This window comes from Catellatospora sp. KI3, from assembly GCF_029948125.1.
Lineage (GTDB): Bacteria > Actinomycetota > Actinomycetes > Mycobacteriales > Micromonosporaceae > Catellatospora.
Map to the genome: position 1 here is coordinate 327,081 of NZ_JASAMB010000006.1, position 20,789 is coordinate 347,869.

Genomic DNA, 20,789 nt, shown 5'->3' on the forward strand with positions numbered 1-20,789 from the left:
CCGGGCGCGTCCCGCATCCGCCGTACGGCGGTGTCGCGGAGCGGTCCTGGTTCACATGGGCGGGGGCGCGCGGGGGTGCGCACCCTACGCCGAGGCCCAACGAAGGGTCACCGGCCGGGTTACGGCGGTCTGCGTACACGTATCCGGAAGAGCTAACGACGAATCAGCCGAAAAGGTACGCAGGCTATGACTTCTGTCCGAGCGTGCCCACCGTTTCCGCCGATTCCCGAAGTAAGGTGTGCCGATGGGCATGCTCTGCGCGGTCACGTTCAACCGGTACGGGCGTCTTTACTACCTCGACCCCGGTGACTTCCGCCCCCGCGTCGGCGACAAGGTGCTGGTCGCCACCGACGAGGGCCCCGAGGTCGCCGACTGCGTCTGGGCCACCGAGTGGGTCGACGAGGACACCTCCGGTTTCCCCAAGGTCATCGGCATCGCGGGGGAGGAGGACGCCCGCCGCGACGAGCTGATCCGGCAGCGCAAGGCCGAGGCCAGGGTCGCCGCGAACCGGCTCATCCGCGAGCACGAGCTGCCGATGAAGGTCATCGCCGTCGACCACGTGCCCGGGGGCAGCCCCGGCGACGAGGTCGGGGCGGGTCCGCGTACCACCGTGTACTTCACGGCGCCGCACCGCGTCGACTTCCGGGCCCTGGTCCGCGACCTCGGCGCGACGCTGCGCTGCCGGGTGGAGCTGCGCCAGCTGTCGGCCCGCGACTCGGCCAAGGTGCAGGGCGGCATCGGCTCGTGCGGGCGCGACCTGTGCTGCTCGACGTTCCTGACCGAGTTCGAGCCGGTCAGCATCCGGATGGCCAAGGAGCAGGACCTGCCGCTCAACCCGATGCGGATCTCGGGGGCGTGCGGCCGCCTCATGTGCTGCCTCAAGTACGAGCACCCGATGTACGTCGACTACCACGCCACCGCCCCGGCCATCGGCGAGCAGGTCAGCACGCCCGAGGGCGACGGCCGCGTGGTCGGCCACTCGGTGCCGCGCGACTCCGTCGTGGTACGCCTGAACGCCGACGGCTCCCGCACCGTCTGCCCGAAGGCGTCGGTGTGCGGGAGCCGCAAGTCGTACGAGGACCGCTACGCGGTCTGAGCGATCGTGCTCGCGTCGATCGTGTCCGACGGGATCTCGGCCGGCGGGGCGGCGTGCCGCGCCGCCGGTGCCAGCGTGATGACGTCGTCGATCAGGCGCGGGCGCAGCGGCCTGCTCGGGCGGAACCACGAGCCGGTCGGCTGCGCGACCCACTTGCGGCCGACCCGGTCGATGCCGATCGGGTAGATCGTCAGGGCCCCGTCCGGGGTGAAGTGCATCCGCAGGAAGCACTTGAAGTCCTCGATGCCCTGACCGGCGAACAGCTCGTTCACGTTGACCCGGAACCGGGCCGCGACCAGCAGGTACGCCGAGACCAGCAGCGCCGCCACGACGCCCGCCGGGATCAGGTAGACCGCGACCGCCATCGAGGTGACCTGCCACTGCCGCCAGTTCTCGTCCGGCAGCAGGCGCCAGATCAGCATGCCGCCCACGCCGAGGGCTATGTGCGCCGTGCCGTGCAGCACGCCCAGGACCACCGCCGATATTCGGGTCTGCCCCTCGGTGAGGCCGACGGCGAAGAAGATGGTCGAGGCCATCACGATGGCCGTCATCAGGAAGATCGGCACCGTGATGATCCGGCCGTTGGCGTTGTTCAGCGCCAGCATGAGCATCGTGTGCAGGATGCCGAGCATGGTGGCGAAGCCCGGATTGCGCCACGGCAGCCGGGCGAAGACCCCGGTGCCGAGCCAGCGCGAGCGCATCTTCGTCGGGTACGTCGCCTGCAGCTCGTACGGCTGGCCGGTGCTCTGGCGGCGTACCTGGGAGTGCTTGGGCGGCACCGTGATCTGGTCGGGCAGGTTGTCGGTGGCCGCGGTGTAGGCGCCGCCACCGCCGCACGTGATCAGCTGGCGGCCGTCGTCGGACTGGGCGTACCGCGCGTAGTGGTGCAGGTCGCCGCTGAGCATCATCGCCACGTCCGCGCCGCTCGGGTCGATGACCGCGCGCAGGAAGTAGTCGATCGTGTCGTAGTAGAGCGGGTGCTGCTCGGACTGCACCCAGGCGGGCTGCGGGGTGAGCAGGATGATCCGGTCGCCGGGCTCGAACGTCGCCGCGACGCCCCGGAAGTACTCCAGCTGCGGGTCGTCCATGTACGCCGCACCCTGCACGTCCAGGGCCAGCAGCCACCACCGGTTCGGCAGCTTAAGCGCGAAGTAGCTGCGCGTCTGCCGGGTGCGCCAGCCGCCGATGCGGGCGCCCTCACGGCGCGCGAACAGGCGCAGAAAGGCGGTCAGGCCGTCGTACCAGTCGTGGTTGCCGGGCAGGGCGTAGACCGCCGGCGGCGGCGTGTGCGGGGCCTGCGGCAGCGCGGCACGGTACGGGCCCTCGAAGCGGTCCTCATACGCCTTGCCGCTCGCGGTCGGGTACACCTGGTCCCCGCCCAGCACCAGCACCTCGGCGCGCGGCAGCTGGTGCCCGTTGACGTCGAGGCCGTCCTGAGCCACCAGATAGGCCATCGAGTACGTGGCGTTGAACCCGTCCCCGAGGTCGGCGACGTAGTCCAGCCACAGGTCCTCGCACTCGGCGTGCTCGTCGTGGACCTTCGTGGGGAACGCGTTCTGCAGCTCGCGCTTGTCCAGATAGGCGCCGAACTGCGCGGCGAACGCCACGCGCGCGCCCGTCGCGGCCAGCTGCACCGGGCTCAGCCAGGCCACCGGCTTCTGTGGAGTGAAGCCGAGCTGCGCCGGCTCGAGCTTGCTCGGACGGGGCTTCGGTACGCCCACCGGCGTGGGGTCGGAGGGGCTGCGCGGAGGGGTCACTGTCACAGCAGCGCAGCATAGTCCGAGGTGGATCGCCAGTCAGCAGCCCGAACGGGCAATACGAGTGTGTTACGGCTTTCGGACAGAGCCCCCGCTCTCCGCCGACGCGCCTCGACCCGCGCTGGCCGCGCTGGCCGCTGGCCGCTGGCCGGGTGGGTCGTGCTGCGGTTTCGGGGAACTTGCACGAATCTTGGCCGTCTTTCGCGCAGTTTCCCCGAAACTGCAGGACCGCTCGGGTGGGGGGTGGGCGGAGTTGCGGCGCGGTGAAGGGGGAGGGGCAGGTGAGGGGTGGTCGGGGAGGGGGTGGTAAGGGTAGCCTAAGCGGCATGATGATCACTGAGGGCAAGGCCCCTACCGACCGAGCCGCCCGCTACCTCAAGCAGGTGCTGTCCCACTTCAGCCACAAGATCGACGTGGAGCAGGGCGAGGACAGCGGCAGCGCCACGTTCGGCGCGGGCAAGGCGTACCTGACGGCCACCGAAGATGCGCTCGTCGTACGGGTCGAGGCCGCCGATGCCGAGGGCGCCGCGACGGTGCAGCGGGTCATCGTCGGCCACGCCGAGCGGTTCGGCGAGAAGGACCAGCTCAAGTTCGGCGACTTCGCCCCCGTCGCGGCCTGAGTGTGACTCGCCGCCTACCCGGTGGGCACAGCCGCTCTCGATCGCGTATAGTGATGCGACGTTGCCGCCTTAGCTCAGTCGGTAGAGCGTGTTACTCGTAATAACAAGGTCGACGGTTCGATTCCGTCAGGCGGCTCGGTAAGGAGAAGCCCCAGGTCAGTCCGCTGACCTGGGGCTTTTCGCTGCTCCGGCCGAGTGTCTCGCCCAAGATCTCCTTCTCGGGTCCGGCGGCGCGGTCGGAGCGCACCTTCCGGCCGTAGACGGCGATCAAGCCGGACGGGGCGGCGGACCCGGCCGGGTCAGACGCCCAGGTCGAAGTCGGCGCGCCGGGTGGGTGGCTCGGCCGCGGGGCGGCGGCGCAGGTGGACCAGGGCGAAGACGGCCGCCGCCGGGAGCAGCAGCAGGCCGCTCGCCGAGATCCCGGCACGCAGCGAGCCGCGCCCCAGCGCCCCCACGGGCGGCCCGCCCGCTATCTGCCCCAGCGCGTCCACCTGGGCCTGCATCGAGATCACCGTGGCCCTGGTGGCGGACTCGGTCTCCGCGACCAGCAGCGCCGTCAGCAGCGGCCCCACCGCCGCCCGCAGCAGCCCCGCCACCAGGTACGCGGCGAGCGCCGCCCAGAAGCTCCCGGCCAGCGCGAACGCCACGACCGCCAGCGCGGCCCCCGTCTCCAGCCAGGCGAGCAGCCGCCCTACCGGCCGGGCCCGGCTGAGGTCCACCCGCCGCCGGATCACCTCGGTGACCAGGGCGGAGCCGAGCATCGCGGCCACCGTGCACAACCCGAGCCACACCAGCGGGGTCAACGCCCCGGGGAAGCGCAGGTCGGCCAGGAAGTGCGGCTGCGACAGCCGGTCGAACCCCTCACTGCCCATGGCCAGGAACAGCGTCGCCGCGACCAGGCCGAGCAGCGCGGAACTGCGTCGAATGACCTTGAACCCGTCCCGGACCTGACCGCCCATCGACCGGATCGCCGAGGCCATGGCCGACTGCCCGGCGATCCGGGCGGAACCGGCCGAGCGTGCCGGTGCCGGAGTGAACGAGCGCACCGGCGTGAAGTGGCGTTCGGGCATGGTGAGGGCGAGCAGAGCGCCGAGGGCCAGGGTCACGATCGCGCCGACCACGATGGGCAGGGCCAGGTCGAGTGAGGCCAGGGCGACGGCGGCGCCGATGCCGAGCACGCCGCCGAGCTGGGCGAACTGCCCGCCCCGGGCGAACGCCGGTCCGGCCCGGTCGGCGCCGAGCTCGTCACCGGCCCAGGCTTCGAGCGCGCCGTCGACGCAGACCGCGCCCACTGCCCACACGACGTTGGCGGCCAGCAGCGCGGGGTAGGTGGGGACCAGGCCCCACAGCAGCAGTCCCGCCCCCATGAGCAGGTATCCGATGATCACTGACAGCCGCCTGCTGTACAGGTCGGCGATGACGCCCGTGGGCACCTGGGCGGCGAAGCAGACCGCCTCCATCAGGGTGCCGACGAGGATGAGCTGCAACGGGTCGAGCCCGATCACCTGCACCTGGTAGACCAGGTTCAGGGTCCACGCGGTGTGGCCCGCGAACGAGCCGACGGCGCTGAGCAGCAGGAAGATGCGGTACGCGGACATGCGTCTCCGAAGGTGGTCGGGATGGGGGATCCCGGTGCCGGAGACGGCGGACTGGCGGAGGGGTCAGCAGACCCGAGCTGCGGTCGCCACGGCACCGGTGGACACGGCGGTGCGGGCAGACCTCATCGGGAGCTCCTCTCGTCACACGAACTCGGCGACCTTAACCCGCCGCGAGCGCGCGGGTAAAGGCCGTTAAGAAGGGGCCCTTCCACTACGGAAAGCGATAAGAAGGGTCCCTTCCTTACCTCGGGGCTAGGCGGGCAGGACGAAGTCCCAGAAGGCGCCCTGGCGGGGGAAGACGACCTGGCAGCGCGCGCAGGTGGCGGTGTCGGGAGTCCAGTCGAGGCGGCTGACGCACTGCGGGCAGACCACGCGGCGGGCCAGGTCGGCCACGTGCGGCGCGAGGTCGTCGCCGTGCTGGCGCAGCCGGTCGTACGCCGGGGCGGCCGGGTCGTTGCGGCGGCCGAGGACGAACTGGCTGGGCCCCCACCAGCCCCGTCCGGCGGTCTGGGCGACGACCTCCATGCCGTGCACCAGCGGCCGGGCCAGCTTGGTGGCCTTGGCCGGGGCGACCTTCTCCCACTGGCGGAAGTTGTTGACGCTGGCGCCCAGCGCGGTGCGCCAGCCCATCGCGCCCAGCCGGGCCCGGACGGCGCGCAGCTGGAAGTTCCAGTACGGCTCCTCGACGCCCATCGCGACCGGCTCCGGCCCGCGTACGCGGCGCAGGTCGCCGCCCTTGAGGCCCCGGGCCAGCCCCAGCACATGGTGCTTGATCGGCACGTCGACCAGCCACTGACCGCCGATGGTGCGGCTCATCTCGGTCAGGCCCCGGTCCAGGTCGGACAGGTGGTGCAGCACCCGGACCACCATGGCGGCGTCGAAGGCGAAGTCCCGGAACGGGATGCGGTACAGGTCGCAGCGGATCAGGTGCAGGCGGCCCGCGGCCACCTCGGCGGCGTACCGGTCGCCGGCGTTGCGCAGGTTGGTGGCCGAGTAGTCCATGATCACCGAGTGCTCGGCGTGCGGCAGGTAGTGCCCGGCGTTGCGGCCGAAGGCGCCGCCGAAGTCGGCGAACCAGCGCGGCCGCCCCAGCTTGGGCACCAGGCGGCGCAGCACCCGGTCCTCGGCCCAGAACTCGTAGTCGCGACCGGACCAGTAGCTGCGGTAGTCGTACCCGTTGGCGTCGTAGTCGATGACCTCGACAGGTTTCGTCTGCATACGACCGCTCCGCTCGGTTTCGCCGTTATGACCCGTCAATAGGTTAAGCGACCTATAGGGGCGAATTCGGGCGAACGCGCGGTCGGGCAGCTCAGCCGCGCGTCACGCGGGGACGATCGCCGGTTCGGGTTCACCCGCACGGACGAGTTCAGCGCGCGCCTGCTCCTCGGCCTGCTTGCGGGCGAGGCCGTCGCGGCCGTCGTACCGCCAGAAGCTCGGCAGCAGGCCCGCCAGCACGCCCGTGCCCGCCACGCAGAGCACGCCGCCCCAGACCACGGCCCCGCTGTAGCCCCAGTAGCGGGCACTGAGCCCGGCCCGGGTCTGGCCCAGCATCGGCCCGGTCAGGTAGGACAGCATCTCGATCCCGGCCAGCCGGCCGCGCAGGAAGTCGGGAATCGTCTGATTCCAGATAGTGGCCCGGAACAGCCCGGAGATCATGTCGGAGCCGCCCGCGACGGCCAGGCCGATCAGCGCCAGCCACAGCTGGTCCGCGACGCCGAACAGCACGATGCCCAGCCCCCAGGCGCCGGCGGCCAGCAGCACCGCCCGCCCGTGCCGGTGCACCCGGACGGTCCACGAGGAGGTCAGCGTGACCAGCATCGAGCCGGCCGCCAGCGCGGCGTAGAACAGGCCGAGCACCGAGGTGCCGCCGAAGCGGTCGGCCACCCACGGGTAGAGCGCCACCGGGAAGGCGAAGAACATCGCGTTGATGTCGACCAGGTACGTGCCGATCAGCTCGGGACGGCTTTTGGCGTACCTGATGCCGTCGGCTACCGAGCGCAGCGACGGCCGGTCGGCCGCCTCCGGCGGGGCCACCGCGCGCACCATCGAGAAGCAGATCAGCGAGATGACGAAGGTGGCCAGGTCGAAGCCGAACACCCAGGCCACGCTCAGGTTGGCCAGCATCAGCCCGGCCAGGGTCGGCGCACCGATCTGCGCCACCTGGTAGCGCAGCGAGTTCAGCGCCGCGACCGCCGACATCTGCTCCGGCCTGGCCAGGCGCGGCATCATCGAGTCCATCGCCGGGCGGTGGATGCCGTCGACGGCCGCGGTCAGGCCCGCGACCGCGAACATCACCCAGATGCTGGGGCCGGTCAGCGCGTTGATCAGCAGGACACCGGTCAGTACGGCCAGGGCCAGCTCCGCCCAGAACACCAGCTTGCGGCGGTCCACATAGTCGGCCAGGGCACCGCCCACGAACGCCATGAAGATCAGCGGCGCCAGCTCGACGATGCCCAGCAGGCCCACGATCAGCGGATCACCGGTCATCTGCTTGAGCTGGATCGGCACCGCGACGTACGTGATCATCGAACCGAAGCTGCTCACCCCGGCCGCCGTGTACACCAGCCGGTAGTCGCGCCCGCGCAGCGGCGACAGGTCCAGGGAGAAGCGCTTCTTCGTCACGAGGCCCGATGGTCTCCCGTGACCAGGCAGAATGGCAACCGGATTAGGGTGTGGCGTACGTCAGTCGACGAAGATCTCGCCGGTCTCCTCGAACCGGGCGAGGTGCTCCAGGGTCCAGGTCACCGCGCCGGAGGTGGGCTCGGGCAGCGCGTCGGGGGCGAACCAGCCGCAGTCGGAGGCCTCGTACGGGTCCGGGTCGAGCTCGCCGGTGACGTCGGTGAGCAGGTACGAGCCGGAGATGTGCTGGTAGGTGTCGCCGAAGACGTTGGTGAACGTGTACTGCGGGCCGGACAGGAACGCGAACAGGACGGCGTTGCCCGCCTTCAGGCCGGTCTCCTCGAACGTCTCCCGGATCGCGCAGTCGCGCATCGACTCGCCCAGCTCCATCGCACCGGCCGGGAACGCCCAGTAGCCGTTGTCGGTGCGCTTGATCAGTAGGATCCTGCCCTGCCCGTCGCGGATCACCCCGCGCGCGGCCAGGAAGAAGAGCGTGGCGCTGCCCATGGCCGCCCGCACCCGGCCGTGGTACGAGTTGTACCAATCATCGTCGGAGCCCATGAACGTCAACAGTAGAGCCCGCCCGGTTCTGGCGGTACCGGCCACCTGTCGGGTCATACCGTGGCAATGTTGCCCATATGAGGGCGATCTGGAAGGGCGCCGTCTCGTTCGGGCTGGTTTCGATCTCGGTGAAGCTCTACTCCGCAACGGAGGAGAAGGACATCCGGTTCCACCAGGTGCACCGGGCCGACGGCGGGCGGATCAAGTACCAGCGCGTCTGCTCGCTCGACGGCGAGCAGGTCAGCTACGACCAGATCGCCAAGGGGTACGACGTCGGCGGCGGCGAGATCGTGGTGCTGACCGACGACGACTTCAAGAACCTGCCGCTGGTCACGTCGCGGGCCATCGAGGTGCTGGAGTTCGTGCCCAACGAGCAGATCGATCCGATCCTCTACGACAAGGCGTACTTCCTGGAGCCCGACGGCGCCGCCGGGGTCAAGCCGTACCTGCTGCTGCGCGAGGCGCTGGCCCACGTCGACCGGGTCGCGGTGGTGAAGGTGGCGCTGCGCCAGCGCGAGACCCTGGCCACGGTACGGGTGCACGAGGGCGTGCTGGTCCTCAACACCATGCTGTGGCCGGACGAGGTGCGCGAGGCGGCGTTCGACTTCCTCGACGACGACATCAAGCTGCGCCCCCAGGAGATCAAGATGGCGTCGTCGCTGGTCGACTCGATGTCGGGCGACTTCCACCCGGAGGAGTTCACCGACCAGTACCGCGAGGCGCTGCAGCAGGTGATCGACGTCAAGATCGGCAAGAAGGACACGGTGGTGCAGCCCACCACCGAGGAGCCGATCGCGCCCACGATCGACCTGATGGCGGCCCTGCGCGAGTCGGTGGAGCGGGCCCGCGCGGCCCGCGGCTCGGCCAGGCCGGAGGAGAAGGCCGCCGACCTCAAGGACACCCACGCCACGGTCACCCCGATCAAGAAGGCGGCCAAGAAGTCGGTGCCCGCCAAGGAGGCCGCCTCCGCCAAGTCGTCCACGGCCAAGAAGTCGACCGAGCCCGCCAAGGCCGCGGCGAAGAAGAGCACCGCCAAGAAGGCGCCGGCGAAGAAGGCCAAGGCCGCTTGATCGTCGCGCCGATGCTGGCCACCGCGGGCCCGCTGCCCACCGGCCCCGACTGGGCGTACGAGGTGAAGTGGGACGGGTTCCGCGCCGTCTACGCCGACGGCAGCTTCTACGGCCGCTCCGGCCGCCGCCTGACCGGGCCCAGGCTGCCCGCGTTCCCGGAGGTGATCGACGGCGAACTGGTCGCCTTCGACTCGCGCGGCCTGCCCAGCTTCCACGCCATGCAGCAGGGCGTGCCCCCCGCGTACGTCGCCTTCGACGTGATCCGCCCCGACCTGCCCTACACCCGGCGCCGCGAGCTGCTGGAACGGCTGGACCTGCCCGTTTCGCCGAGCTTCGACGACGGCGAGGCCACCGTCGCCGCCGCCCGCGAGCTGGAGCTGGAGGGAGTGGTGGCCAAGCGCCGCTCGTCCCGCTACCAGCCGGGCGTGCGCTCGCCGGACTGGATCAAGTGGAAGTTCGTGCACACCGGCGACTTCGTCATCGGCGGCTGGCGCCCCGGCGCCCGCCCGCTGGGCGCGCTGCTCATCGGCACCCCGCTGCCCGACGGGCGGCTGCGCTACCGCGGCCGGGTCGGCGGCGGCCTGACCGTACGCGACGAGCGGGCGCTGCTGCCCGTACTGCGCGAGCTGGCCCGGCCGGACTCGCCGTTCGAGCCCCCGGCCGAGCCCGCGAGCTGGGTGGAGCCGCTGCTGGTGGTCGAGGTGCGCTACACCGAGATCACCCCCGACGGCCGCCTGCGCTTCCCCTGCTACCTGCGCATGCGCCCCGACAAGCTGCCCGCCGACTGCGCCGACCCGGCAGACCCGGGCGGGGACGGCGCCGATGCGTACTGAGGTCGACGGCCGCCGGCTCACCCTCAGCAACCTGGACAAGCCGCTGTACCCCGACGGCACCACCAAGGCCGAGGTGATCGACTACTACCTGCGCATCGCGCCGGTGCTGCTGCCGCACCTGGCCGACCGCTCGCTGACCCGTATCCGTTTCCCGGACGGCGCCGACCGCCCCGGCTTCTTCGAGAAGAACGCCCCGGCCAACCGCCCGTCCTGGGTCCCGCTCGCCCCCGACGGCCTGATCATCTGCCAGGAGCCCGCCACCCTGGTCTGGCTGGCCAACCTGGCGGCCCTGGAGCTGCACACCCACCAGTGGCGCGTCGGCGCCCCCGGCCCCGACCGGGTCGTCTTCGACCTGGATCCGGGCCCGCCCGCCGGACTCGACGAGTGCCGCGCGGTCGCCCTGGCGCTGCGCGACCGCCTCGCCGTGGACGGCCGCGAGGCCCACCCGAAGACCTCCGGCCGCAAGGGCATGCAGGTGACCGCCGGGTTCGCGGGCGGCTACGGCGAGGTACTCGACTACGCCCGCACGATCGCGGCCGAGTTCGCCGCCGCGGCCAAGGACATGATCACCGATCAGATGGCCAAGGAGGTGCGGCCGGGCAAGGTCTTCATCGACTGGAGCCAGAACAACCAGGCCAAGACCACGGTCTGCGTGTACTCGCTGCGCGCCGGCCCCGCGCCGACCGTCTCCGCCCCGCTGACCTGGGGCGAGGTCGCCACGGGCGACTTCACCGCCGCGGACTTCACCCCCGCCGAGGTCCTCGCCCGCACCGCCCGCCTCGGCGACCTCCACCACGGCCTTCTGCTCTGACGCGCGCCGGCGGACACGAGGGCGCCGACAGGCGGCGGTGGTGGAACCGGAGCCCACAGTCGGTGGCGCTGGCGGCGGCTGCGCGTGATCATCACATGTGGGTCGCCGCTTCGTGTCTGTCGGGTTGCTCACCGTAGTCTCCGGCGCGGAAGGACTTCGTGCCGTGCGTTACGCCTCATATGGTGTGGCCACATCACCTGAGGTGTGACGTGTTGCGAGGGCGGCCTCGGTCGGGCCGTTGTCCACAGCCGGCGGTCCGGTTGTCCACAGGGGCTCGATCTGCGACCGGGCCGGCGGCAGCATGGAGCGGTGAAGGCGGAGCAGGCCTCGTTGGCGCGGCGGCTGGGGAGGCTGCTGCGGGACGAGCGGGAACGGCGCGGACTGAGCCAGCAGGAGCTCGCGCTCCGGGCGGAGGTCTCGCAGCAGCACATCTCGAGGATGGAGAGCGGCCGCCGCTCTGTCAGCTCGGCATACGCGGATCGGATCTTCGGGCTGCTCGGCCTGCAGCTTCGGGTGGAGGTCGAGGCGGCGGGGAGCCATCTGGACGAGGTCGTGGCGAACGCGGCGGCCAACCTGCGGAACCTTCAGTTCCAGCAGGTGTGCGACATCCACCTGCTGACCGTGCGGGCGCCCGGAGGGCTGCGGTATGTCCTGGACGGGCCGTGTGCGGCGGTGCTGCAGGGGGTGCCGGTCGAGGCGCGGCACGTCGACATGCTGATGGCCGAGGCGGACGTCGAGGTGCTGGCGGCCTGGATGCTGCGGAAGGCGCTGCCGCGATGGGACGAGCGGACCCGGGAGTTCAGCGGGTACCTCATCGACCCGCGCGATCCGGGGCCGCTGCGGTGGGGCGACGGGATGGTCGAGCTGCGGGTGCGGCTGGTGCCGGAGCTGCCGCGGCCGGTGCTGGTCGAGTTCGACGGCGAGCTGCTGCCGGTGCGGCCGCTGCCCGCCGTCGAATCCGATCATCCTGAGGTCGCCTGGGTGCTGGGCCGCCTGCGTGAGCGACCGGAGCTGGCCAGTCGGCCAGCGGGTCAACCGGTCGGCCGGCCCGCCGGTCAGGCGCCGCCCGGCGGCTCGGGGGAGAGCACGTCGGCGGCGTCGACGATGGTGTAGGCGTAGCCCTGCTCGGCGAGGAAGCGCTGCCGGTGGGCGGCGTAGTCGGTGTCGACGGTGTCGCGCGACACCACCGAGTAGAAGTGCGCCTGGCGGCCGTCGGACTTGGGCCGCAGCACCCGCCCCAGCCGCTGGGCCTCCTCCTGGCGCGACCCGAACGTGCCCGACACCTGGATCGCCACCGCCGCCTCGGGCAGGTCGATGGAGAAGTTGCCCACCTTGGACAGGATCAGGGTGCGCAGCGAGCCGTCGCGGAAGGCGTCGAACAGCCGCTCGCGCTCCTTGGTCGTGGTGGCCCCGTGCACGATCGGGGTCTCGGTGCCCCGGTCGGTGAGGAACCGCCCGATCTCGTGCAGCTGGTCCAGGTAGCCGCCGATGACGAGCACCTGCTCGCCCGCGTGCCGCTCGATCAGCGCCTCGATCACCGGCAGCTTGCTGTGCACGGTCGCCGCGACCCGGTACTTCTCCTCCGGCTCGGCGGTGGCGTACCGCATGCGCTCCTCGTCGGTGAGCGAGACCCGGACCTCGGTGCAGTCGGCGGGGGCGATCCAGCCCTGCGACTCGATGTCCTTCCACGGGGCGTCGTAGCGCTTCGGCCCGATGAGGCTGAACACGTCGCCCTCCTTGCCGTCCTCGCGCACCAGCGTGGCGGTCAGCCCCAGGCGGCGCCGGGCCTGCAGGTCGGCGGTGAAGCGGAACATCGGCGCGGGCAGCAGGTGCACCTCGTCGTACACGATCAGGCCCCAGTCGCGGGCCTCGAACACCGACAGGTGCGGGAACGCGCCCCCGCGCCGCGTCGTGAGCACCTGGTACGTCGCGATGGTGACCGGCCGGATCTCCTTGCGCTCGCCGGAGTACTCGCCGATCTCGTCCTCGGTCAGGGTGGTGCGGGCCAGCAGCTCGCGCCGCCACTGCCGGCCGGCGACGGTGTTGGTGACCAGGATCAGCGTCGTCGCGCTGACCTGCGCCATGGCGGCCGCGCCGACCAGCGTCTTGCCCGCGCCGCAGGGCAGCACCACCACGCCGGACCCGCCGGCCTGGAAGTGCTCCACCGCCTCCCGCTGGTACGACCGCAGCTGCCAGCCGTCCTGGCGCAGCGCGATCTCGTGCGCCTCGCCGTCGACGTACCCGGCCAGGTCCTCGGCGGGCCAACCGAGTTTGAGCAGCACCTGCTTGAGGTGGCCGCGCTCGGACGGGTGCACCGCGATGGTGTCGGGGTCGAGCTGGGCGCCGAGCATCCCGGCGACCTTCTTCGACTTGGCCACCTCGATCAGCACCGCCCGGTCCAGCCCGCGCAGCACCAGCCCGTGCGCCGGGTCGTTGAGCAGCTGCAACCGGCCGTACCGGTCCATCGTGTCGGCGACGTCCACCAGCAGCGAGTGCGGCACCGGGTAGCGGGAGAAGCGCAGCAGCGCGTCGACGACGCTCTCGGCGTCGTGCCCGGCGGCGCGGGCGTTCCACAGCCCGAGCGGGGTCAGCCGGTAGGTGTGCATGTGCTCCGGCGAGCGCTCCAGCTCCGCGAAGGGCGCGATCGCCATCCGGCAGGCGGTCGCGTCCGGGTGGTCCACCTCGAGAAGTAGCGTCTTGTCCGACTGGACGATCAGCGGTCCGTTCGTCATGCTCACCTCGTCTGCGTCGGCGGGACACGGCTCGCGGCCGTATCCGAGGCAGGTCAACAGTCCAGTCTCCCACGGAGGGCAACCCCCGCCCAGGTGGAGACCGTCTTAGCTGCGGGCAGCGACGCTGCCCGGATCAGCCGTGAGCCTTGGGGAGGGCCTGGTGCGTCGTACCGTCGTGACCGCGCTCGCGATCGCCTGCCTGGTGGGCACCGCCGCCTGTGAGCCGAAGTCCGCGGCGCCGGGCCCGGCGGCCCAGGCGCAGGCGTCCGACCTGCCGTTGCCGCTGCCCGCCGACTCGGCGGGGCCGTCTGCCGGCCTCTCGCCCGAACCGTCGCCCAGCGAGGTGCCGCCGCCCCCGCCGTCGCCGAAGCCTTCGGCCAGCCCGAAACCGGCCACCTGCCAGCAGGGCGAGCACCAGCAGGTGGTGGAGCAGGCGCTGGCGGCGCTCGGCGGATACGGCAAGGTGACCGTGGACGGCAGGCAGTCCCAGGCGGACTGCGACGCCATCAAGAAGTTCCAGAAGCGGTTCGACCTGCGGCCGGTGGACGGCAAGGCCGGTCCGATGACCCGCAACGTGGCCGAGCGCCTGGTCGCCAGCAAGGCGGGGGCCTGCGGCGCGGGCAGCGGCCTGACCGCCTGCGTCGACCTCACCCACCAGACGGTGTGGCTGATGAACGGCGGAAAGATCGTGTACGGGCCGACCGTGACCCGCACCGGCATGAAGGGCTACGCGACCGACACCGGCTCGTTCGCCATCCACGACCGGCAGCTGAAGAACTGGTCGGAGGAGTGGGACGTGTGGCTGCCGTACTGGCAGCGCGTGGTCGGTGGTAGCGGTTTTCACCAGACGACGACCTGGATCCACAACGGCGGCATCGGATCGCACGGCTGCATCAACCTTCTGCCTGCTGACGCCGTCAAGTTCTGGAACACGCTGAAGAACGGGACCTCGGTAAAGATTTTCGGCCGTCGGCCGGGCACCTGATGCCGATGTGGACGGTCGGGTCAAGCCGATCGGTCGTTCGGTTGAATCCGGGGTCGAAACGCAACCTGGGACCGCCTGGCACGCGTAATCCGAGTGCCGTGCGCGTTCGGGGCGCCTGACGGGGGCGAGCGCAACGTCAGTGGGCCGTGGCCGCGGGGGTGGCTACGGCCCACTCCCTTTTCCATGGCCCGGCCCGCCCATGCACCGCGCGGGTCAGCGGCGGGCGCGCCAGGTCGTCCCGGCTATCGACACCACCAGCAGCAGCGCGATGGCGGTGCCGATCGACTCTCCGGCCGCGTCGACGATGTTGCGCCGCAGCCCCAGCCAGGCCCAGAAGAACCAGGCCACCAGCGCCGCCGCCACCCCGGCGACCGCGAGCAGGAGGCGGTTGGACACCGCCCGGCCCGGTGCCGGCGGCTCGACCTGCTCCCGTACCGCGTCCTGCTCTGTCGTCATCGCGCCCCCTGTCCCTGACCACCAGCGTGCCATCCGTGGGCGGCTTTCGTCCTGGCTTGCCAGGCATTAGGGGGATATCAGGTCAATCGGCCGGGGCCGCCGCCGTGATCCGGTGCAGCGCGAACGTGTGCAGCGTCTGGGTCCGGTCGTCCTCGGCCCGCAGGTAGCCCGCCCCCAGCGAAACCGGTCGGACCAGGCGCGACGCGTTCGCGCCGTGCGCGTCGACGTACCCCACCCAGACCTTGGCCTTGTCCCGCACCGCCTGCTGCAGCACCGCCAGCGCCTGGGAGTGCGCCTGCACCGCGGTCAGGCTCGACATCGGATGCCCGGCCGCGGCCCGCACCTCGGCCGGGGCCCGGCGGGCGGCCCGCGCCCGCGCCTCGCCCCGGCGGATCTCCTCGACGATGCCGAGCAGCCGCGGCTCGGTCAACCCCGGGGCCTCCAGCGGATCGGGCTGCGGCTCCAGCGCCGCGCGCGGCGCGGCCCGGCGGCTCTTCGGCCGGGTCAGTACGGCGGCGCCGGTGGCGTCCTCGGGCACCGGCGCGTACCCGGCCTCGCGCAGCGCCGTCACCAGCCGCCCCGAGCTGAACGGGGTGACCAGCACGGTCGGCGCCAGCCGCCGTAGCTGCAGCGCCGACAGCCGCCGGTCGGCCAGCGCCGCCGACACCAGCCCCTCGTCGTCGCTGCGCAGGTAGGCCTGGGCGGCGCCGGCGCGCAGGCCGCCGTGGGTGCGCGCGACATCGTCGATCAGGTACGTCAGCGCCTGCGGCACCGCCGTGCGGGAGCGCCGCTGGAACAGCGCGTGCAGATCCGCCCCCGCGTACCCGGCGTCCAGCGCCCGGCGCAGGCTCGCCGCGGTCACCCGGTACACGCTGGCGCCGCCGCCGGACTCGTGGTCGGCGACCAGGTCCAGTTCGGCGGCCAGGGCCGACTCCGGCGGGCCGGGCACGACCACGGTCAGGTCGGCCTGCACCAGCACGTGGTCGACCGGCGGCGGCAGCAGCGCCGCCAGGGCGGTCACCAGCGGCGTCTGCTCCGGCGGCAGCTCGGCCTCGGGACGCAGCCCGAGCGGATCGGCGTCGGGGTCGCCGTGCCCCACGTCCAGCAGCCTCCTGCCGTACCCGGTCAGCGCCCCGGAGCCGGTCACGCCCAGCTCGGCCGCCTCCGAGAGCGCCTCGCGGTGCAGCTCGGCCCGGCCCCGCAGCCGACGCGGCGCCTGCCAGCGCAGCCGCTCCAGCAGCTCGTCGGCGCTGGGGGCGGTGCCGGGCGGCAGCTGCGCCAGCGCGGTCAGCACGGCCCGGCGCGCGGCGGGCATCCCGGCCCGTTCCAGCTGCGGCGACAGCACCGTCAGCGGCCGGTCCTTCTCGTCGCGGCCGCCGGTCAGGCCGGGCTGGCGCGGCATGGCCAGCCAGGCCCCGGCCAGCACCGCCCAGCGCTGCGCCAGCGGGGTGCCGCGCCACAGGTCGTACCCGGCGGCGGGCAGGAACACGGTCTCGCTGCCCAGCTCCAGTTCGCCCAGCAGCCCGGCCGCCAGCGCGGTCTCCAGCAGCAGCGCCGCCAGCGGCTCGCCGATCCCGGCGGCGCGGGCCAGCCGCCGCAGCGGCAGCACGCCCAGCCCGCCGCCGCGCAGCACCGGCGCGGGCTCGTCGTGCAGCGCCTCCAGCAGGTCCTCGGTATGGCGCACCGCGCTCATGGCCTGCCCGGCCCCCGCCCGGTCGGCGCTGGCCACGGGCCGGGGCGGTGCGGCGACCTCCGGCGGTTCGGGGTGCAGCTGGCCCAGCGGCCCGGCGTCGCGGCGCAGCAGCAGGCCCAGCTCGCGGGGCAGCTCGACGGAGTCGTCGGCGGTCGCGACCAGCAGGTGGTGCTCGAGCAGCCAGGCGACCGGCTCGCTGCGGTTGGTGCTGGTGCCCACGGGCGGCCCCTCGGCCAGCCGGTCCAGCACGGCGCGCGCGTTCGGCGGCGCGCTGAGCAGCGTACGGCGCAGCTTCGCCGGGTCGCCGACCAGCGCCGTCACCGCGCCGCCGGACTCGGCGGCGGTGTCCAGTTCGGCCGCGGGCCGCCCCAGCCCGGCCAGGTACGGCGAGCACACCTCGTCGACGGTGGGGATGAGCCGGAGCGCGTCGTCCGGTCCGTACACCAGTGCCCTGGCCCGTAGCCTGCCGACGGCCTCGGCGACGCGGGCCGGTTCGGGGCCGCCGGCCGGGGCGCACGCCATGGCCACGACCGCGGCCAGCGAGGTGGTGTGCCCGTCGGGGTCGCGGGTGAGCCGCAGCCCGTCCAGGATCTCCAGGGTGAACCGGTCGAGGGTGTCCAGCGTGCGGGCCACCGAGACCCGGGTCTGGGCCCGGGCGGCCAGCACCGTCACGTCGGTCGGGACCGGCGTGATCAGGTCGGGGCGCAGGCGCAGCAGCGCGCCGAGGTCGTCGTCGGGCAGCGTGCGCAGATGTTCGGCGTACTCGGTGGTCATCGTGTCTCCACGCTAGCCGGTCCGGCCCGCGCGCGCGGACCGCCGGGGACAGGTTCCCCTCGCGGGCGCTGACATCGACTAACATAACTTCGTCGGTCGGGCCGGGGATTCCAGTTGGGTGCCCGGGACCCGATCGCTAGCCTTGTCAGCGGGCCACCGTCGGCGTGGTCGGTGTCGGACGTGTCGGGCGCAGGCGCCCGCGGTGCAGAGAAGCAGGTGTTGCAGCAGTGCCTACTGGTCGGGTGAAGTGGTACGACACGGAGAAGGGCTTCGGTTTCCTGACCCGTGACGAGGGCGGGGACGTCTTCGTGCACAAGGCCGCGCTGCCCGCCGGGGTGGCCGACCTGAAGCCGAACCAGAAGGTCGAGTTCGGCGTCGCCGCCGGTCGCAAGGGCGACCAGGCGCTGCAGGTGAAGCTGATCGACGCCCCGCCGTCGCTGGTGGAGCTGCGCCGCCGCCCCGCCGACGAGCTGAACAACATGATCGAAGACATGATCAAGGTGCTGGAGGGCAAGATCCTGGTCGATCTCAAGCGCGGCCGCTTCCCCGAGAAGAAGAGCGCGCAGAAGATCGCCGAGGCGCTGCACGCGATCGCCCGCGAGCTGGAGGTCTGACCTACAGCGTCACCGCGGGAACGAGGCCGGCCGCCGCCGCCCGGGTCAGCAGGGCCCGGGCGGCCGCGTAACCGGCCTCGCCCAGTTCCTCGGTGAACTCGTTCACGTAGAGCTTGATGTGCTGGTCGACGACGTCGGGCTCCATCTCCTGCGCGTGCGCGAGCACGTAGTCGCGGCTGGCCGCCGGGTCGGCCCAGGCCGCCCGCACCGACGCGCGCACCCACTCCGTCGCCGCGACCGGGTCGACCGTGCCGCGCCGGGCCAGGATCGCCCCGAGCGGGATCGGCAGGCCGGTGTCGGTCTCCCACCACTCGCCGAGGTCGACCAGGCTGGTCAGGCCGTACCGCTGGTAGGTGAACCGGGCCTCGTGGATGACCAGCCCGGCGTCGAACCGCCCCTGCGCCACCCCGGGCATGATCTCGTGGAACGGCACCACCTCGATGCGCCCCGGCACCTGCCCGGTCTGCTGCGCCCATAGCCGGAACAGCAGGTATGCCGTCGTCCGGTCCCCGGGCACGGCGACCGTCGCCCCGGTGAGGTCGGTCCGTCCCGCGGTCAGCAGCAGCGGGCCGCAGCCCCGGCCGAGCGCGCCGCCGCAGGGCAGCAGCTCGTACTGCGCCAGCAGCCAGGGCAGCGCCGCGTAGCTCACCTTCACCAGGTCGAACCGCCCGTCCAGGGCCGCGGTGTTGGTGACGTCGACGTCGGCGAAGGTCACGTCCAGCGCCGGAGCGCCCGGGACCAGCCCGTGCGCCAGCGCGTGGAACACGAACGTGTCGTTGGGGCAGGGCGAGAACGCGATGCGCAGCGGCGTGCTCACGAGCGCCGCTCCCGCCGGTGCCGGTCGTGCACGATCATCGTGGCCAGGCCGGGCAGCCCCCAGAGCACCCCCGCCGCGCAGATCCACAGCCAGTGCTCGTGGCCGTTCGCCACCAGCCAGTCCCGGAAGATCAGAAAGACGAGACCGACCAGCGCGAACGCGCCGATGCCGGCCAGGGCGAAGGGGACGGTCGGCGGGTCCAGCGGTTTGGGTGGTTCCATGGGCACCCTGACAGGGTACGCGCTGGCAGGATATGCACCATGCCCCTGATGCAAGCACTGCGCCGCCTCGCGGACCTGCTGGTCCGGATGATCCGCATGCTCGTCGCCACGGTGAACCGGTCGGTGGTCGGCATCCGGTGGCTCACCCGTACCGCCCTGCGGGTGCGGGCGGTGGGCTCCGGCGGCGATCCGCGCGCCGCGCGCCTGTTCGACCTGCACGCCGTCGCCGTCGCGGCCGACCTGTCCCTGCTGGCCGGGCTGGTGTGGGCGGCGGGTTCGCCGGGCGCCCTCGGCTGGTCCGCCGCGCTGACCGGCGGCGTGGTCCTGGCCATCATCGCCGCGGTGCTGATCAGCGGGGCACCCGGCCTGGCCAGGGCGGTGATCGGACTCACGCTGATCGGTCGGGCGGTGGCCACGGTGCTGGCCGCCCAGTGGGCCGGTGACCTGTGGCTGCTGCTGCTGATCCTGCTGGCGCTCGTACTGCCGCAGTGGGCGATGCACCTCTCCGCGCTGTGGCGGCTCCTGCCCCGCGCCGTGCACCCGCTCGGCGGCCTCTACCGCGCCACCCAGTACGGCCTGATCGCGGGCCTGGCCACCGGTGTCACCGGCCTGGTCGTCGGGCTCGCCGTGCCCGCCTGGCCGATGTGGGTGGCGGCCCTGCTGCTCGGCACCGGCGCCCTGCTCGCCCTGCGGCTGCCCGCCGAGCACCCGGCCGGGGCGGGCGGCCCGGCGCTGCGCGGAGAGATCGTCTCTGGTCCGCCCGGCGGCTCCGGCACCGTGGCGCGCGTGCCGCAGCAGGAGGCGCGCACCATCCCCGAGGGCTTCCACGTGTACCGTCCCTCGTCGCTCGACCCGACCGACGAGGGGACGAAGAAATGACGCTGCTGGTGGTGACCGCGGTCGCGGCCGAGGCGGAGGCGCTGCTGCGCGGCATGCCCGCCGGCCACCCGGTGACCGTGACGCCGGTCGGGGTCGGCCCGGCCGCGGCCGCCGCGGGCACCGCCCGGCTGCTGGCGCTGGCCGGTTCGCGCTACCGCGCGGTCGTCTCGGCCGGGATCGCGGGCGGCTTCGGCGTCGAGCCCGGCGGCACCGTCCTCGGCGCCCGCAGCATCGCCGCCGACCTGGGCGCCCAGGCCCCCGAATCGGACACCGGCTTCATCAGCGTCGATGACCTGGGCTTCGGCACCGCGACCCTGGACGCGGACCGGGACCTGCTGGCCGCGCTGCGGCGGGTGCTGCCCGAGGCCGCCGTCGGCGACGTGCTGACGCTGTCCACGGTGACCGGCACCGCCGAGACCGCGCGCGAGCTGGTCGCCCGGCACCCGCTGGCGCTGGCCGAGGCGATGGAGGGGTACGGCGTCGCCTGCGCCGCCGAGCAGGCCGGCGTGCCGTTCGCGGAGCTGCGCGCCATCTCCAATCCGGTCGGCCCGCGCGACCGCGCCTCCTGGCGCATCGGCGACGCCCTGTCCGCCCTCACCGCGGCAGCCCCCCACCTGGCCGCCCTCACCGGCAGCTGGTGACCCGGCCGTCCA

At 72.6% G+C, this 20,789-nt stretch carries 20 protein-coding genes and 1 tRNA gene; 11 read left to right on the top strand and 10 right to left on the bottom strand.

Going from position 1 to position 20,789, the window contains the following annotated elements; all coding sequences use genetic code 11:
• The first annotated feature begins 244 nt into the window (after positions 1-244).
• Positions 245-1,096: a regulatory iron-sulfur-containing complex subunit RicT gene (ricT, locus tag QEZ54_RS13315; protein ID WP_281304861.1), complete on the top strand. Its 852-nt coding sequence runs from the start codon at positions 245-247 to the stop codon at positions 1,094-1,096.
• On the opposite strand, the gene QEZ54_RS13320 is transcribed toward ricT, so the two are convergent.
• Positions 1,084-2,859, bottom strand: a complete 1,776-nt coding sequence (locus tag QEZ54_RS13320) for a metallophosphoesterase (protein WP_281304862.1) — start codon at positions 2,857-2,859, stop codon at positions 1,084-1,086. The genes ricT and QEZ54_RS13320 overlap by 13 nt on opposite strands.
• 320 nt (positions 2,860-3,179) lie before the next feature.
• Here QEZ54_RS13320 and QEZ54_RS13325 point away from each other — a divergent pair, with 320 nt between their 5' ends.
• Positions 3,180-3,473: a DUF2218 domain-containing protein gene (locus QEZ54_RS13325; RefSeq protein WP_281304863.1), complete on the top strand. Its 294-nt coding sequence runs from the start codon at positions 3,180-3,182 to the stop codon at positions 3,471-3,473.
• Between the two features lie 63 nt (positions 3,474-3,536).
• Positions 3,537-3,609: transfer RNA gene (locus QEZ54_RS13330), tRNA-Thr, on the top strand.
• A gap of 163 nt (positions 3,610-3,772) precedes the next feature.
• Here the strand turns inward: QEZ54_RS13330 and QEZ54_RS13335 are convergent.
• From QEZ54_RS13335 to QEZ54_RS13350, 4 genes are all read right to left on the bottom strand, one after another.
• The gene (locus QEZ54_RS13335; protein ID WP_281304864.1) at positions 3,773-5,071 is read right to left on the bottom strand and encodes an MFS transporter; all 1,299 of its coding nucleotides are present in this window, start codon (positions 5,069-5,071) and stop codon (positions 3,773-3,775) included.
• 252 nt (positions 5,072-5,323) lie between these two features.
• Positions 5,324-6,289, bottom strand: a complete 966-nt coding sequence (locus QEZ54_RS13340; protein WP_281304865.1) for a class I SAM-dependent methyltransferase — start codon at positions 6,287-6,289, stop codon at positions 5,324-5,326.
• 102 nt (positions 6,290-6,391) lie between these two features.
• Complete coding sequence (locus QEZ54_RS13345) at positions 6,392-7,693, bottom strand: MFS transporter (protein WP_281304866.1); 1,302 nt, start codon at positions 7,691-7,693, stop codon at positions 6,392-6,394.
• A 60-nt stretch (positions 7,694-7,753) separates the two neighbouring features.
• A complete protein-coding gene (locus QEZ54_RS13350; protein WP_281304867.1) occupies positions 7,754-8,251 on the bottom strand; it encodes an NUDIX domain-containing protein in 498 nt (165 codons plus the stop codon).
• A 77-nt stretch (positions 8,252-8,328) separates the two neighbouring features.
• On the opposite strand from QEZ54_RS13350, the gene QEZ54_RS13355 reads away from it, so the two are divergent.
• The 4 genes from QEZ54_RS13355 to QEZ54_RS13370 all read left to right on the top strand — a co-directional run bounded on the left by QEZ54_RS13355 (position 8,329) and on the right by QEZ54_RS13370 (position 12,078).
• Positions 8,329-9,321, top strand: a complete 993-nt coding sequence (locus QEZ54_RS13355) for a Ku protein (RefSeq protein WP_281304868.1) — start codon at positions 8,329-8,331, stop codon at positions 9,319-9,321.
• Between the two features lie 11 nt (positions 9,322-9,332).
• The gene (locus QEZ54_RS13360) at positions 9,333-10,154 is read left to right on the top strand and encodes a DNA ligase (protein WP_281304869.1); all 822 of its coding nucleotides are present in this window, start codon (positions 9,333-9,335) and stop codon (positions 10,152-10,154) included.
• The gene (gene ligD, locus QEZ54_RS13365; protein WP_281304870.1) at positions 10,144-10,965 is read left to right on the top strand and encodes a non-homologous end-joining DNA ligase; all 822 of its coding nucleotides are present in this window, start codon (positions 10,144-10,146) and stop codon (positions 10,963-10,965) included. Before QEZ54_RS13360 ends, ligD begins: the two co-directional genes overlap by 11 nt.
• Positions 10,966-11,274: 309 nt before the next feature.
• Positions 11,275-12,078 (top strand): helix-turn-helix transcriptional regulator, encoded by an 804-nt coding sequence (locus QEZ54_RS13370; protein ID WP_281304871.1) that lies wholly within the window; start codon positions 11,275-11,277, stop codon positions 12,076-12,078.
• On the opposite strand, the gene QEZ54_RS13375 is transcribed toward QEZ54_RS13370, so the two are convergent.
• Positions 12,021-13,697: a DNA repair helicase XPB gene (locus QEZ54_RS13375; RefSeq protein ID WP_281304872.1), complete on the bottom strand. Its 1,677-nt coding sequence runs from the start codon at positions 13,695-13,697 to the stop codon at positions 12,021-12,023. The two genes, QEZ54_RS13370 and QEZ54_RS13375, sit on opposite strands and share 58 nt — an antisense overlap.
• Before the next feature lie 160 nt (positions 13,698-13,857).
• Here QEZ54_RS13375 and QEZ54_RS13380 point away from each other — a divergent pair, with 160 nt between their 5' ends.
• Positions 13,858-14,682 (top strand): L,D-transpeptidase family protein, encoded by an 825-nt coding sequence (locus QEZ54_RS13380; RefSeq protein WP_281304873.1) that lies wholly within the window; start codon positions 13,858-13,860, stop codon positions 14,680-14,682.
• 213 nt (positions 14,683-14,895) lie between these two features.
• On the opposite strand, the gene QEZ54_RS13385 is transcribed toward QEZ54_RS13380, so the two are convergent.
• The gene (locus QEZ54_RS13385; protein ID WP_281304874.1) at positions 14,896-15,138 is read right to left on the bottom strand and encodes a hypothetical protein; all 243 of its coding nucleotides are present in this window, start codon (positions 15,136-15,138) and stop codon (positions 14,896-14,898) included.
• An 82-nt stretch (positions 15,139-15,220) separates the two neighbouring features.
• Positions 15,221-17,605 (bottom strand): helicase-associated domain-containing protein, encoded by a 2,385-nt coding sequence (locus tag QEZ54_RS13390; RefSeq protein ID WP_281304875.1) that lies wholly within the window; start codon positions 17,603-17,605, stop codon positions 15,221-15,223.
• A gap of 227 nt (positions 17,606-17,832) precedes the next feature.
• Between QEZ54_RS13390 and QEZ54_RS13395 the strand changes: the two genes are divergently transcribed.
• Positions 17,833-18,219 (top strand): cold-shock protein, encoded by a 387-nt coding sequence (locus QEZ54_RS13395; RefSeq protein WP_348650539.1) that lies wholly within the window; start codon positions 17,833-17,835, stop codon positions 18,217-18,219.
• A gap of 1 nt (position 18,220) precedes the next feature.
• Here the strand turns inward: QEZ54_RS13395 and QEZ54_RS13400 are convergent, their stop codons facing one another.
• Both QEZ54_RS13400 and QEZ54_RS13405 read right to left on the bottom strand, forming a co-directional pair.
• Positions 18,221-19,036, bottom strand: a complete 816-nt coding sequence (locus QEZ54_RS13400) for a 1,4-dihydroxy-6-naphthoate synthase (protein WP_281304877.1) — start codon at positions 19,034-19,036, stop codon at positions 18,221-18,223.
• A complete protein-coding gene (locus QEZ54_RS13405) occupies positions 19,033-19,257 on the bottom strand; it encodes a DUF2530 domain-containing protein (protein ID WP_217397339.1) in 225 nt (74 codons plus the stop codon). The genes QEZ54_RS13400 and QEZ54_RS13405 overlap by 4 nt, the downstream gene beginning before the upstream one ends.
• Positions 19,258-19,296: 39 nt before the next feature.
• On the opposite strand from QEZ54_RS13405, the gene QEZ54_RS13410 reads away from it, so the two are divergent.
• Entirely contained in the window at positions 19,297-20,136 is an 840-nt protein-coding gene (locus tag QEZ54_RS13410) for a hypothetical protein (protein WP_281304878.1), read from the top strand.
• Positions 20,133-20,777, top strand: a complete 645-nt coding sequence (locus QEZ54_RS13415) for a futalosine hydrolase (RefSeq protein WP_281304879.1) — start codon at positions 20,133-20,135, stop codon at positions 20,775-20,777. Before QEZ54_RS13410 ends, QEZ54_RS13415 begins: the two co-directional genes overlap by 4 nt.
• Positions 20,778-20,789: the final 12 nt, after the last annotated feature.